General features: G+C 59.0%; 9 protein-coding genes. 2 read left to right on the forward strand and 7 right to left on the reverse strand.

Annotated features, from left to right (window positions below; genetic code table 11):
• Positions 1 to 2,682, forward strand: coding sequence for a response regulator (locus BHU62_RS02575; RefSeq protein WP_073529009.1), 2,682 nt, complete (start codon positions 1 to 3; stop codon positions 2,680 to 2,682).
• Positions 2,679 to 4,862: a glycoside hydrolase family 2 protein gene (locus BHU62_RS02580; protein WP_078061996.1), complete on the forward strand. Its 2,184-nt coding sequence runs from the start codon at positions 2,679 to 2,681 to the stop codon at positions 4,860 to 4,862. The genes BHU62_RS02575 and BHU62_RS02580 overlap by 4 nt, the downstream gene beginning before the upstream one ends.
• A gap of 12 nt (positions 4,863 to 4,874) precedes the next feature.
• Here BHU62_RS02580 and BHU62_RS02585 read toward each other — a convergent pair whose 3' ends face one another.
• Genes BHU62_RS02585 through BHU62_RS02615 form a run of 7 tightly spaced genes read right to left on the reverse strand, consistent with a single transcriptional unit; the run spans position 4,875 to position 14,002 of the window.
• Positions 4,875 to 6,650: a sensor domain-containing phosphodiesterase gene (locus BHU62_RS02585; protein ID WP_073529010.1), complete on the reverse strand. Its 1,776-nt coding sequence runs from the start codon at positions 6,648 to 6,650 to the stop codon at positions 4,875 to 4,877.
• 4 nt (positions 6,651 to 6,654) lie between these two features.
• Positions 6,655 to 8,535, reverse strand: coding sequence for a diguanylate cyclase domain-containing protein (locus tag BHU62_RS02590; protein WP_073529011.1), 1,881 nt, complete (start codon positions 8,533 to 8,535; stop codon positions 6,655 to 6,657).
• Positions 8,536 to 8,576: 41 nt separating this feature from the next.
• Positions 8,577 to 9,029, reverse strand: a complete 453-nt coding sequence (locus BHU62_RS02595; RefSeq protein ID WP_073529012.1) for an ATP-binding protein — start codon at positions 9,027 to 9,029, stop codon at positions 8,577 to 8,579.
• 25 nt (positions 9,030 to 9,054) lie between these two features.
• Positions 9,055 to 9,396, reverse strand: a complete 342-nt coding sequence (locus BHU62_RS02600; protein ID WP_073529013.1) for an STAS domain-containing protein — start codon at positions 9,394 to 9,396, stop codon at positions 9,055 to 9,057.
• A 27-nt stretch (positions 9,397 to 9,423) separates the two neighbouring features.
• Entirely contained in the window at positions 9,424 to 10,659 is a 1,236-nt protein-coding gene (locus tag BHU62_RS02605; protein ID WP_265341094.1) for a PP2C family protein-serine/threonine phosphatase, read from the reverse strand.
• 12 nt (positions 10,660 to 10,671) lie between these two features.
• Positions 10,672 to 11,559, reverse strand: coding sequence for a hypothetical protein (locus tag BHU62_RS02610; protein ID WP_236720596.1), 888 nt, complete (start codon positions 11,557 to 11,559; stop codon positions 10,672 to 10,674).
• A 1-nt stretch (position 11,560) separates the two neighbouring features.
• Positions 11,561 to 14,002, reverse strand: coding sequence for a glycogen/starch/alpha-glucan phosphorylase (locus BHU62_RS02615; protein WP_073529015.1), 2,442 nt, complete (start codon positions 14,000 to 14,002; stop codon positions 11,561 to 11,563).
• Positions 14,003 to 14,347 lie beyond the last annotated feature (345 nt).

The raw sequence follows: 14,347 nt of genomic DNA on the forward strand, positions 1-14,347 counted from the left end.
ATGCCGCTGCTCTCCGCGCTCGACGCGCCGCCGATCGCGCTGGCCATCTATGATGCCGAAGAAAAACTGAGCTACTGGAATCAGCGCGTGCTCGATTATTACCCCGGCCTGGAAAGCTGGCTGCGCGTCGGGGTGACGCTCGCCGACGTCTTGCACATGATGATCGACATCAGTTACCCCTCGCTGCATGACGACGCCCAAAAGCGCATGGTGGCCTCTCTGCTGGCCAGCTATCGTCAACACGACCATTACGAAGTCCGACGCATCACCGATCGGACGTTGTACATCCAACACCATCGCACCCCGGAAGGCGGCGTGATCAGCACCCACACCGACATCAGCCGCTATGCCGACGTCATCAAAGCCGAGCAGCGGTTGCACAGCGATTTTATTCTGGCGGCGGAAACGTCGCGCATCGGCATCTGGGAGTGGGATTTGGCGACGGACGAGCTGCAGGTCAACGACGCGCTGCTGCTGTTGCTGGATATTCCGCGCACGCAACCGACGCTTTCCGGCGCCCTGTGGGCGCAGGCCTTCCCCGCCGACGACCTGGCGTACTTCAATCAGAGCATCCATCAGGCGAGCCGGGCGACCCTGCCGGTGTTCGCCTGCGAAGCGAAAGTCCAGCGCGCGGACGAGCATTACGGCTGGGTATCGCTGCAGGGCCAGATCGTGCAACAAGGCATGCAAGGTGAAGTGCAGCGAGTGATCGGCACGCTGCAAGACATCACGGAACACAAGGAGGCGGAGGCCTCGTCTCGGCAGTCGGTGGAAATAGCCAAAGCGGCCAACCAGGCGAAAAGCGAGTTTCTCGCCAATATGAGCCATGAAATCCGCACGCCGATGAACGGCATTCTCGGTATGACTCAGCTCTGCCTGGAGACCGAGTTGAATCAGGAACAGCGCGACTACATCACGATGGCGTACAGCTCCGCGCGCGCTCTGTTGAAGATCATCGATGATATCCTGGACTTCTCCAAAATCGAAGCGGGCAAGATCAGCCTGGATCCGGAAGATTTCGCCCTACGGCCGCTGGTGCAGGAGATCACCCGCCCGCTGATGCCCAAGTTCTCCGAGAAAAACGTCGAGCTGCTGGTGGATATCCACCCCGACGTCGCCGACGAGATATACGGCGATCCGCTGCGCCTGCGCCAGATATTGACCAACCTGATCGGCAACGCGCTCAAGTTTACGCCCGCGGGCGAAGTGATACTGCGGATTGCGCCGGTCGCCAACGATCCGAGCCGTCTGTTGTTCAGCATCCGCGACAGCGGTATCGGCATCGCCGCCGACAAGCAGAAGGTCATTTTCGAATCATTCAGCCAGGCGGACAATTCGACGACGCGAAAGTACGGCGGTACCGGGCTGGGGCTGACGATCTCCGCCAGGCTGGTCGAGATGATGGGCGGCGAATTGCAGGTCGACAGCGATGTGGGGCGCGGCAGCTGTTTCTATTTCTCGCTGCCGGTGTTGTCAGGCGCGCGCAGAAAAAGCGTCAGCTGGCCGCAAACGTTGGCGGGCATCGAGGTTCTGGTGGTGGACGACAACGCCACCAATTTGCGCCTGTTGTCCGACCTGCTGCGCAATATGGGGTTGAAACCGGTCACCGTCGGTTCGGGGAAAGAGGCGCTGGCACTGATGAACAACCGCGCCCCCTTCCCGTTGGTGCTGCTGGACGCGCAAATGCCGGAAATGGACGGCATGGCGCTGGCGCTGGAGATCATGTCCACCCCGTCGTTACGGCACTGCACGCTGATCATGCTGAGCTCGACGGGAAGCCGCATCGATAAGGCCGTGCTGAAAAAAGTGGGCGTCTCCTTTTTCCTGACGAAACCCATCGATGCCGGAGAGCTGTTTGCCGCGATGGAACAGGCGCTGGTGCCGATGCTGCCGAGCGTGCCCGCCGCTGTGGCGGCAACGGAGGCGCCGCCGACCGCCGCCGCCGCTCCTCATTACCATTTGCTGATCGCCGAAGACAACCCGGTCAACCAAAAGCTGGCGCTCAGCTTCATCGGCAAACTGGGGCACAGCGCCGACCTGGCCGGCAACGGCGCCGAAGCGCTGAGCCTGCTGCAAACGGCGCGCTACGACGTCATCTTAATGGATCTGCAGATGCCGGAAATGGACGGCGTCGAAGCGGTGCAGGCGATTCGCCTGGCGGAGCGACAGCAGCCGACGGGCGAGCCGCCGCAGCGGATCATCGCCATGACCGCGCACGCCATGAAAGGCGACAGAGAAAAATGCCTGCAGCTCGGCTTTGACGGTTATATCGCCAAACCGATCCTGCTGGACAAGCTGGCCGAAGAAATTGCACGTGTGATCGCCGCCGCGCCTGCCCCGGCGCCCGCGTTCGACTACCCACAGGCACTCGCGCAGTTGGACAACGATCCGGCGCTGTTCAACGAACTGGCGGCGATGTTCATCGACGAACTGCCCAGATTGTTGAACGCGTTGCAGGCGGCGATCGCCGCCCAGGCATTCGATGAGATCAAACGCTGCGCGCACCGCCTCAAGGGCGAAACGCTGCACTTTGCCGGTTCGGCGCTGGCACCCTGCCTGCAAACCATTGAGCTGGCCGCCGGCGCCCAAGAGTTCGCGTCGATAAGCCGTCTGCAGCCGCAGTTGACGCCGCTGAGTCATCAGTTGCGCGACGCACTGGTCGCCATCATGGAGGCAACATGAAGACAACACTCTGGCTCTCGCTGTCGCTGCTGGCCTGCGCGCCATACGCCGTTGCGCAGGCGCCGCGCGACTATTCTCTCGACGGCGTATGGCAATACAGCGACGCCAACCCGCCCCATGACGACCGACAACATCTGCCGCTGAACTGGCACCCCCTGCGGGTGCCGGCGAACTGGTACAGCGCCGGCGTCGACCATCAGGGCGCACTGTGGTACCGCACGACCTTCAACCTGCCGCGCCTCACCCGCGATCAGTTGGCCACGCTCACTTTCGACGGCGTCGATTACCGCGCGGACGCCTGGCTCAACCACCGCTTTCTCGGCCAACATCAGGGTTACTTTCAGCGTTTTCAATTCGACGTCACTCAGGCGGCGCGGCGCGAGAATCATCTGCTGGTTAAGGTGGACAGCCCGTTCGAAACTCCCGGCACCGTCTGGCCGCTGCACAAGCGCGTGATTAAAGGCGTGCTGTCGCAACACGATACCCGCCCCGGCGGCGCCTGGTCGCCACAGGGGCAGGACGCCAATTCGGGCGGTATCTGGCAACCTGTCACGCTACGTATCAGCCGCGGTGCGGCGATCGATACCGTCACGGCGCTGCCCGATTGGCGCAACGGGTTGGACAACCCGGCGCTTAACGTGCGCCTCGATTATCGGGTGAACCGACCGAAAAAGGCACGCCTGACCCTGCACCTGACGCCGCTGAACTTCACCGGCAAAAGCTATCGCCTTACCCGCCGCGTGGCGTTGACCGGTGACGCGCCGCTCTCCGTTTCGCTGCCGATGCCGGGCGCCGCACTGTGGTGGCCGTATGGCTACGGTGAGCAAAATCTTTATCGCATTGAGGCGACGTTGTCCGACGCCGAAGGGGTGCTGGATCGGCGCACGTCACAGACCGGCTTGAGAGAGGTCCGTGAGGTGGCGACAGGCCACGGCTGGACGATCAACGGCCGTCGTCTGTTTATTCGCGGTACCAACTACATCGGCTCGCCGTGGCTCGGCACCATGACCGCACCGCTTTATCGGCGCGATTTGTTGTTGATGCGTGCGGCGAACATCAACGCCGTGCGGGTGCATGGGCACATCGCCGGTCAGGCGCTGTATCGCGAGGCCGATGAGCTGGGCATGTTGTTGTGGCAGGACATGCCGCTGCAATGGGGTTATGACGACAGCGAGGCCTTCGCCGCCGAAGCGGCGCGTCAGGCCGGCGATCTGCTGCGGCAACGGGGCAACCACCCTTCGGTGATCGTGTGGGCTGGGCAAAATGAGCCGCCTTTCGACTCGCCCTGGATGAAACAGCGGTTTGCCGACTGGACGCCCACGCTCAACCGGCGGCTGGCGCAGCGCGTGGCGGAGGCGCTGAGCGAAGACAACACCCGTATCGTCCACCGCTGGTCGACGGTGTCCGAACATTACTGGCAGGGCTGGTATTTCGGCACGATCAACGACTTCCTCAAACCGGCGACCAGCCCGATCATCAGCGAGTTTGGCGCGCAGGCACTGCCCCGTCTCGCCACGTTGCGCACCATCATTCCGGCGGCGAAACTGTGGCCCGCCAGCGCGTCCCCCGACGATCCGGGCTGGAAGATCTGGCAATATCATAATTTCCAGCCCGAGCAGGCGTTCGGCCTGGCCAAACTGTCACGCGGCGCCACGATCGAGAGTTTTATCGCCAACACCCAGGCTTATCAGGCGGAAGGCATCCAGCTGGCGGCGGAGAGTTATCGGCGCCAGCGCTATCAGCCGGTCGCCGCCCTGTTCCAGTTTATGTTCAGCGAGACCTGGCCTTCGATCAACTGGGCGGTCATCGATTATCAGCGCCTGCCTAAAGCGGGTTATTACGCCTTGCAACAGGCCTATCAACCCGTATTGCCCTCCATCGAGCCGATCACGCTCAACTGGCGGCCGGGTGAAAGCGGCAACATCGGCCTGTGGGCGATCAACGATCGCTGGAAAGATTACCCCGCCGCCACGTTGCGTTGGCGAGTAACGCAAGGAGAGCACGAGCTGGCGCGCGGCGAGATGGCGCTCGATCTGCCGGCGGACAGCGGCCGCAAACTCAAGGAGCTCACCGTCACGCCGCGTTCGGCGCTGCCCCTGCAGGTGGTGACGGAACTGACGGACAGCGACGGCCTTCGGCTAGGTGAGAATCATCGGCGGTTTTCGGTGAGCGCCCCATAAAACGGCGTTGCGCTACGAGCCCCGCCGCAGCTGTCCGTGGACATCGACCAACGCGCAGAGCTTTTCCGGCGCCACCGCCGGTGAAAAGAAGAAGCCCTGCGCGACGTCACACTGATACTGCGTCAGGTAACGGAGCGACTCCGGGTCTTCTACGCCTTCCGCCAGCACTTCATAGTTGAGCTTATGCAGCATGTCGATGATGTTTTCCACAATAATGCGGCTTTCCGCATCGCTCTTTAGCTGTTTGATCAGCGAGGCGTCCAGTTTGACTACGTCGGCGGGGATATGGCGCAAATAGTTTAAATTGCTGTAACCGGCGCCGAAGTCATCCAGCGCGATGCGGTGCCCGTTGGCCTTGAGCGTGTGCAGACAGGCCAGCGCCGCGCTGCTTTCCTGAATGCGTTGCGACTCCAGACACTCTATCTCAATATCCCCCGGCTGCAGCCCGCGCCGGGCGATGGCATCGTTCAACCGTTCGGCAAAGTGTCGTTCAGCCAGGTTGCCGGCCGTCACGTTGATTGAAATTGGAAATGCCATCCCCGCCTTACGCAGCAACACCAGCTGTGCCAGCACCTGCGCGATGACGAACTCGGTCAGCGGTTTTATCAGCGAGGTGTTCTCTACCAGCGGAATGAACTCCTCTGTCGGGATCGCGCCCAGCGTCTCGTGCCGCCAGCGCAGCAGCGCTTCCGCGCCGACGATCCTGCCGCTCGCCAAATCAATCTGAGGCTGGTATTCCAAAAATAGCCCGCGTTTCTGCTTCAGGCTTTGTGCTAGTTCATTGAACAGATTGAATTTATGTTTACGTGCCGCATCTTTCGGCTCGCTGTAAAGGGAAACGATCCTGCCTTCGTCTATCGAATCATGCAGCGCGCTGGTCGCCTGGCGCAAAATTTCGGAAGGATCGGCATGCGGCGCGGAAAATAACGCATAACCTGCATAAAGCTCCAGACGCAACGGCACGTCTCCCCTCACTTCGCGGTACAGACGATCGGCGCAGCGCAACAGATCGTGCTTGGCCTGCGGCATTTGCTGCGCTTCGATAATGACGGCAAAACGTCCGGGCGCGATGCTGTACAACATCCGATCGCTGAGAAAAGTCTCTTTCAAAAAATGGCCGATATCCCCCAGCAGCAGTTCTACCGTAGACAGGCCGAAAGAACGTGCCATCTCGTAGGCGTATTTGATATCTATCGTATCGACCAGCAATAACGCGTATTTACCCGCATCCGGTAAATTGCCGAGTTCACCCATCAGCCGTTGGCGGTTGGGCAAACGCGTAATGGCATCGACCAGGCCGATTTCGTTCTGTGCTTCGATGAGCTCGCCAACGATAGTGGCCATACTGCGCAGCAGCTCGACCTGGCGATGCGTTAAGTGCTTTGGTCGTGGGCCAACGAGGCAGAATGCGCCGATCGTGTCACCTTCGCGGGTGGACAGCGGGATGGCGGTACAGTGGCGGATCGCCGCCGCCCCCCTGACCATGGGGTCCGATGCAAAGCGTTCATCCGCGAAAGTATCCGGACAAAACAGCGCCTCGCCGTGCAGGCGAACGAAATTGAACAAAGGGCTGGTGAAATCTATCTCTTCAAAGCCGATGTCAATCTGCGCCCGGAGCCAGATCTTGCGCGAACCGTACAGGCAAATGAGACATCCCGAAGCCTGCAGCAGCTTGCGGGTGATGCCCAGCACCTGGTGAATCGCGTCATCGCGGTGCGCCCCCAGGCCCGCCAACCTATCGATGGCCGCCAGGCGCTCATCTTCATTTTTACTGGGATATCGTAACATTCGCTCACAGTTCGCAGATGGCATAAGTGCCTTTACCGGCGGATTTCGCCTGGTACATCGCGCCGTCGGCGCTGGCCAACAACATTTCCGCCGTGACCTCTCCGTTCGAAGAGATCGCCGCGCCAATACTGGCGGACAGGCTGACTTTCTGCTGGCCAATCTGCGAGATATCGGCCAGCCGCGCCAACACGTTTTCGCAAAATTCGTTGACCTCGCGCCGCGGCTCTGTCAACGGCCACAGGATCACCGTGAACTCGTCGCCGGCCAGGCGCGATACGCTGTGGCGCTCGCCGGCGCAGGCGCTGAGCAATTTGGCGAACGTTTTCAGGATCAGATCGCCGAAGTCGTGGCCATAGCTGTCGTTCAGGGTCTTGAAACCATCGAGATCGATGAACAGTAGCGCCATCTGCCGCTGGTGGCAGCAGGACTGCAGCGTACCCGACAACCGCCGCAGAAATGCGCGGCGGTTGGTCAACCCGGTCAGCATGTCGTGCGTGGCGTCATATTCCAAGCGCTGCTGCAGACGCTTCAATTCGGTGATGTCCATGGCAAGAATGTAAAAACCCTGCGCCTCGCACGGCACCAGCGTGGTGTGGATCATCAGCAGCCCCTGCTGGGTCTGCAATTCGTTCTCGAAGCTGACCATTTCACCCGCCAGAGCCCGCTCGATCATCGGCTTGGCCATCTGGTACACACTTTCGCCCATAAACTCACGTACCGTCATACCCTGCAGGCTGGTCTCTTCCAGACCGAACCAGGTCTTATAGGCGCTGTTGGCAAACAGATAGCGTTCATTGGCGTCGATCTGGCTGATCAACGCCGGCATGTTGTCGGTAATGGCGCGCAGGCGCTCTTTCTCCGTGCTGAGCTGATATTCGGCCAGCACCCGGGTTTCTATCTCTTCATTGAGCTTTTTGACGGCCACACTCAGCTCATGCGTGCGAATTTCGACGCGTTCCTCCAGCTCATGCTGCAACGAGAACAGATCGGCCTCCGCCACCTTGCGCTCGCTGATATCGACGATGACGGAAATGAAATGATCAGGCTTGCCGTTTGGCAGCCGATTGAGCGCCACCGTCAGTTGCACCCAGACGATCGAACCGTCGGCGCGGAAATAGCGTTTTTCCATCGAATAGGTGCTGATCTCGTTTTTCAGCAGCTGTTGCAGATACTCCAGATCGGAATTGAGATCGAGCGGATAAGTGATGTCCTGAAAGGTACGATCCATCAGCTCGCGTTCGGAGTAATGCAGCATTTCGCAGATGCGCGGATTGACCCGCAGCCAATACCCCTGCAGCGAGACCAGCGCCATCCCCACCGCCGCCTGGGAGAAGGTCTGTTCGAACAACGCCTCCGTGCGCTGCAGGTCGGATTTCAGATTTTCGGTGTAGACGTGGCGCTCAATGCTCTGCAGATACTCCTCCACCACGGCGGCGAAGTCATGCAGGTCGGCTAACTTATCCTGAGGAAACGGCTGCGGGTGGCTGTCGATAATACACAGCGTGCCAAGCGGCAAGCCGTCGAGCGACAGCAGCGGTTGCCCGACGTAAAAACCGATCCTCGGGCCCCCGACCACCAGCGGGTTATCGAAAAAGCGCGGGTCTTTGGCGGTGTCGGGTACCACCAGGGTTTCGCGTTGCAAAATCGCATGGCCGCAAAACGAGATATTGCGCGGCGTTTCCCGGGCGTCCAGCCCGTAGCGCGATAGAAACCATTGGCGATCCCGATCGATCAGTGACACCAGCGCAATGGTCACGCCGAAATATTTCGCGGCCAGACGCGTGATGCGGTCCAGCTTTTCCACTGAGGTCGAATCCAGCACATTCAGCGAATTCAATACCGAGAGGCGTTCGGCTTCGTTTTCGGGGAAGCATGGCTCGAGCATGTTGACTCCTGTTACGTCTCCAACGGGCCGTTCGCCGCCTTTCAGGCCTGCTCGACCGTCGCGTTTTTAATCAGAATCAGCTCGTTGCGTCCGGCGGTGGAACGGTAACGAACATCGTCCATCATGGAATAAATCAGTATCAATCCGATTCCGCTTTCTGGCCAACTTTCCAGGGTGCCGGATTCGGGGAATGTCCGCTGTTTCTCCGCCAAAGCCTGCAGAATCTCCGGCGGTATCGGACGCCCGCCGTCGACCAGCGTGAGGCTGAGCGCGCCGGCAGAAAGTGACATAGTCACATCAACCGCTTGCCGGCCATCGTGATTGACACCATGCCTGACGATGTTGCTGAATGCCTCACTGGCCGCCAGATCCATCTGGTATATCGCCGCCGGATCGAGCGCGAACGGCGCCACGAACCGTTGGAGGGCGCTGCTCAGCGCATCCAGGTTTTCAAGCGTCGCGCCCAGGCGCAACGCGGTGGTGGCAGTCTCCATCAGGGCCTCCCGGCAATGCGCCGCGCTATTCGTGGGCAAGGATATCCAACGCGTCCTGACGCGTAGCGCCGATGGTAAAGATACGATCCATTCGGGTCAGCTTGAACAGGTGCTGGATATTGCCGTTCAGCGAACACAGCACCAGCTCCCCTTTACCGTTCAACGTTTTGAGTATCGAAACCAACGCGCCCAGGCAGCTACTGTCGATAAAATCGACCCGGCTGAAGTCGAGCAGCACATGATTGCCGTTGCGCGCGATCACCTCCAGCACCTGCTGCTTGAACGCCAGCGCGACAGAGGCGTCGAGACGGCGCACCAGCGGCACCACGATCTCAATGTCATTTTCGGTGTACATTTCAAAATTCATGGTATTCCTCATCGATGTTGTCTGGAATCATTCGGTGCGTTCGATCGCCACCAGCGAGATATCGTCATTAAAGAAACGGCCATACTCCGTGAGCGCGTCGGCTTCCGGCCGGCTCCAATTCACCAGTTCGCGCTCAACGCATTGAAAAATTTCCGACCGCGCCCGCAGCCGCTGCTCAATCAACAGTTGCTGCAACCGCGTTTCGCCATAGAGCTCGCCCGCCCGGTTTTCGCATTCACTGACGCCGTCGCTGTACAGATAGAGCCTGTCGCCCGGCGCCAGCGAAAATTCGCAGCTCTGGTAGTCCGACTGCGGAAACAACCCGACGGGGACACCACCGAGGCCGACGGTGCACAGTTCTCCGTCCCGGCGAATAATGAAAGGCGTGGGATGCCCGGCCTGGCATAGCGCGCCCTGCCCGGTTTGAGTGTCGATAAACCCGTAGATGAGGGTGAAATAGCTGGTGATCTCTTCGTTATCCAGGCAAAAACGCCGGTTGAGCGCCGCCACCACCTGATGCGGCGCGACCACGTTCCCTTCAACGATCAGCAGCCGTTCATCGACCCGCCCGGTGAGAAACTCCCTGGCAACCGCCAGGGAGAGCATGGCGGCGCTGACCCCATGACCGGCGACGTCGATGCAGTAAAACGCCAGATGACGGTTATCGAGCGCGAAATAGTTCAGCAGATCGCCGGAAACGTACGCGGAAGGCAAAAACATCCAGTCCGCCTGATAGCCGCTGAACGCCAGCGCGGCCGCAGGCAACACGCTGCGCTGCAGCCGCGCGGCGGCCTGCAGATCTTGCTCAATCTGCCGGTAGGCGCTGCTCAGCCGTTGGTTGCGCACCGCCAACGTGCTTTCCAGCGTCAGGATGCGTTCGGCGGCATGCAGCCGGGCGCGCAGCTGGCTTTGATTGACCGGTTTGGAGAGGAAATCGTCAGCGCCGGACTCCAAGCCCTGCACCAGATCGTCGATCGACTGGCGTGCCGTCACCAAAATGGCATAGATGTAATGGCCGAAATCACGCTGGCGAATTTGGCGGCACAGCGCCACGCCGTCCATTTGCGGCATTTCCCAGTCGCTGATGACGGCATTGATGGTTTGCGTTTCCAACAGCGCCAGCGCATGCACGCCGTCCTGCGCCTCCAGCACCCGGTAGCCCCATTTGCTCAGCATGCTGCCGAGCAGATGCCGGTAACTCCTCGAGTCATCGACAATCAGGATGGTCAGAGAGGACGCACTGTCTTTATCCGTCGATTCCACAGTCACACTCGCTTAAAACGGGAGCGTCCAGCTCAGGTTGATCGTCCCGCTACGAAAATTGGCATTGGCGTCTCTGCGCCACGGGTAGCGCGTGCCGGTGTAGTTGTCATAATGTATGGAAACCGCGCCCGGCAAATAACTGGAAACATAGCCGATGCTGTAGGTGTAATCGTAATCCCAGGGTTGCTGTTGCTGGTTGTCGGGGTAATAGAACGACGACACGCGCAGAAAGTAGTGTTGCAGCAGCGTGTAGCCGCAGCTGGCCAACAGCGAACTTTTGTTACGTTTGATGTCGCCGTCGGCCAGGGAAAAGTAGCGCGGGACATAGCTGTACCCCACCTGGCAGATCAGCGCGTCTTCTTTGTTGATCAACAGGTGCTTTTCGAGGCTGTCCGGCAGAGCGAACTTATAGGCGAAGGTCCAGGCGCCTTGTTCAAAATAGGTGTGTCTGGCGCCGCTGGTGGTATAAAAATGGTTATTTTCGTTATAGTTGCCGTATACCAGGCTGAAAGTGCCCGGATGCCAGTCATCGTAGCCGAAGCTGTAGACGAAGTCGGTGCTGTATTTGTTGGTATCCTGCAGCGGCACGCGCACCGTCATGTTGACGAAGAAATAGCTCAGTGGCGAATACTGCATACTCAGCAACAGACGCTGATTGTACTTATCACGGATCTCGGAAGAATCGCGCCCCGTAGGCACATAAACCTCATGCCGCGCCAAATCGGAGTTATAGGTTAACGCCGTGGAAAAAGACGACTCGCTGCCGGAAAACAGACGCGCCCAGGGGCTGGTGAACACCCGCACCGCCGGCTGGTTAGGCGCGGTGTCCGCCGCCCAGCCGCAAACGCTGAACAGACAGCCGGCAAGCGGGGACAGGCGCCGCAAAAAACGGGTGGTCATATCAGTAATTCATCCCCCAAATATCCCTGGCATAGCCACGAATGGTGCGATCGCTGGAAAAACCGCCCATGCGCGCGATCGTCAACAGCGCGCGACGATGCCACTGTTCCGGCTCGTCGAAATCGGTCGCCGCCCGCTGCTGGGCCAGCCGATAGCTCTCGAAATCTTGCAGGTGGCAGAAATAGTCACTGGTGGTCAGAATGTGACGCAGCGGGGCAAACAGCTCGGTATCGGCCGCGAATAGCCCCGACGTCAGCGAGTCCACCACGCGGGCGATACGCGGGTTGTTGCGATAATGATCGCCGCCGTGGTAACCGTTGTGCCTGATGGCGTCGATTTCCTCGGCGGTGGCGCCGAACAGGTAAAAATTGCTCTCCCCAACCGCATCGCGGATCTCGATGTTCGCCCCATCCAGCGTGCCGATGGTCAGCGCGCCATTGAGCGCGAACTTCATGTTGCTGGTGCCCGAGGCTTCGGTGCCGGCGGTTGAGATCTGCTCGGACAGGTCGGTCGCGGGAATAATGCGTTCGGCCAGCGAGACCTTATAGTCCTCCAGGAACACCACCTTCAGTTGGCCGCCGACGCGCGAGTCTTGGTTGATGCGCTGCGCCACAGCGCCGATCAGTTGAATGATCAGCTTGGCCACCGCATAACTGGGTGCGGCCTTACCGGCGAACAGATGCACTTTGGGCGCGATGGTTTTACCGCCCTCCTTGATCTCCAGATAAAGGTCTATCACGTGGAGGATGTTCAGCAATTGCCGTTTATATTCATGGATCCGCTTCACCTGGCAGTCGAACATCGCCATCGGATCGAGATGGATACCGTGCCGCTGGGCGATCAGCTGGCACAACGCAACCTTGTTGGCGCGTTTTATCGTGCGTATCTCGTCGATCGCGCCGATGTCGTCGGCCAATTTTTCCAGGCCGGCCAGCTGTTGCAGATCAGTCGGCCATTCATCCCCCAGGTGTTGATGTAAAAACGCCGCCAACGGCGGGTTGGCCTGCTGTACCCAGCGGCGCGGCGTCACGCCGTTAGTCTGGTTAATGAACTTTTCCGGTGAGATAAAATAAAAATCCGGCACCAGATTTTTCTTGATCAATTCCGAATGCAGCTTCGCCACGCCGTTAACCCGATGGCTGCCGACGATCGCCAGGTTGGCCATGCGCATCTTCTTATCGTTCTCGCCTGCAAACAGCGAAAGCGACGGCAACAGCTGCGGTTGATCGGGCCAACGTTCGGCGACCTCCGCCAGAAAACGCCGGTTAATCTCATAAATGATCTGCAGATGGCGCGGCAGCAGCTTTTCGAACAGGCTCACCGACCAGGTTTCCAGCGCTTCAGGCATCAGCGTGTGGTTGGTGAAAGCGCAGGTTCGCTGCGTGATGTCCCAGGCTTGCTCCCACGGCAGTTGATGCTCATCGACCAACAGACGCATCAGTTCTGCCACCGCCAGGGCGGGATGGGTGTCGTTAAGCTGGATCGCCACCCGCTCAGGCAACGCCGTGATAGGCGCCTCTTCAGCGGCGTAATCGGCCAGCACATCCCGCAGCGTGCAGGCGACCAGGAAATATTCCTGCGTAAGGCGCAGTTCCTTGCCGGTCAACGCCTCATCCGCCGGGTAGAGTATTTTCGAGATATTCTCGGAGGCGATTTTCTCGCTCACCGCCTTGATGTAGTCGCCCCGGTTGAAGATGTGAATATTGAAGGAGTCGGAAGCCAACGCGCTGTAAAGGCGCAGTTTATTGGTCGCCGAGCCTTGATAGCCGGAAACGAAATAGTCGTGCGGGACACCGACGATAATCCGCCAGTCCATCCACATCGGGTTGTAGTTGCCTTCGGTGTCTTCCCCGTGCTCCACGCGGCCGCCGATGGGGATCAACATCTGTTGGGCATGGTGTTCCACCAACCACGGCGAGTGCGTGGAGTGCCAGTCATCCGGCTGTTCGACCTGCCTGCCGTCGTGGAGCGCCTGTTTGAACAGCCCATACTCGTACTTGATGCCGTGCCCGGAGGCGGCAATATCCAGGGTGGCCATCGAATCGATGAAACAGGCGGCCAAACGCCCCAACCCGCCATTGCCTAACGCCGCATCGGGTTCTTCATCCACGATACTGTCGAAGTCGAAGCCTAACGCGGCGACCGCTCGCCGCATATTCGTCAACAAGCCGGTATTGATCAGGTTATTGCGCAACGACTGGCCCAGTAAGAACTCCATCGACAAATAATAAAGACGTTTCTTTTTTTCCGCCCGCTGTCTTTGGTGCGTATTCAGGAAGTCATCGTATTGATAATGGCGAATGGTCAGCGCAACAGCATTGAAAATATCCCTGTCAGTTGCCGCTTTCAAAGGGACACAAAGTTGATATTTAAGGTTATTTTCAATCTGTGCGCTCAGATCGCTAACGCTCGGCACATTGGCTACAGGCTGTTCTGGTTTCATTGCACTTCCTTTCGGGAATGATGTTCAACGTTATATTCGTTAAACGGCAATAAGTTATCAGATAAATTTTAGCGCCTTTTCCTGTAATGTCTTTTTTTCACGGAATTTATTTTCCGTTCAAAATGAAATGGTGAGATTGTTAATTATATTAAGATAGAAAAAATTAAATAACAGCCGGGCAATGATTCACGCCGCTCCGTTTTCCACCAGCCGGGCATCGCCGCCCTGCATCAGCCCCTGCTGTGCGTAGTAGCGTATCGCCGGTGCGATCCGTCAATTCTCCGCTCTCATACCCTATTGACCTTAAAGTTAACTTTAAACCTAGTATAGCGGTATTCACCTCAC

The organism is Serratia marcescens, assembly GCF_001902635.1.
GTDB classification, from domain to species: domain Bacteria; phylum Pseudomonadota; class Gammaproteobacteria; order Enterobacterales; family Enterobacteriaceae; genus Serratia; species Serratia marcescens_F.

What these genes read in the sequence shown, in the direction of transcription:
- BHU62_RS02575 (WP_073529009.1), top strand. Translation starts at nt 1, where the DNA reads ATGCCGCTGCTCTCCGCGCTCGACGCGCCGCCGATCGCGCTGGCCATC.
- BHU62_RS02580 (WP_078061996.1), top strand. Translation starts at nt 2,679, where the DNA reads ATGAAGACAACACTCTGGCTCTCGCTGTCGCTGCTGGCCTGCGCGCCA.
- BHU62_RS02585 (WP_073529010.1), bottom strand. Translation starts at nt 6,650, where the DNA reads ATGTTACGATATCCCAGTAAAAATGAAGATGAGCGCCTGGCGGCCATC.
- BHU62_RS02590 (WP_073529011.1), bottom strand. Translation starts at nt 8,535, where the DNA reads ATGCTCGAGCCATGCTTCCCCGAAAACGAAGCCGAACGCCTCTCGGTA.
- BHU62_RS02595 (WP_073529012.1), bottom strand. Translation starts at nt 9,029, where the DNA reads ATGGAGACTGCCACCACCGCGTTGCGCCTGGGCGCGACGCTTGAAAAC.
- BHU62_RS02600 (WP_073529013.1), bottom strand. Translation starts at nt 9,396, where the DNA reads ATGAATTTTGAAATGTACACCGAAAATGACATTGAGATCGTGGTGCCG.
- BHU62_RS02610 (WP_236720596.1), bottom strand. Translation starts at nt 11,559, where the DNA reads ATGACCACCCGTTTTTTGCGGCGCCTGTCCCCGCTTGCCGGCTGTCTG.
- BHU62_RS02615 (WP_073529015.1), bottom strand. Translation starts at nt 14,002, where the DNA reads ATGAAACCAGAACAGCCTGTAGCCAATGTGCCGAGCGTTAGCGATCTG.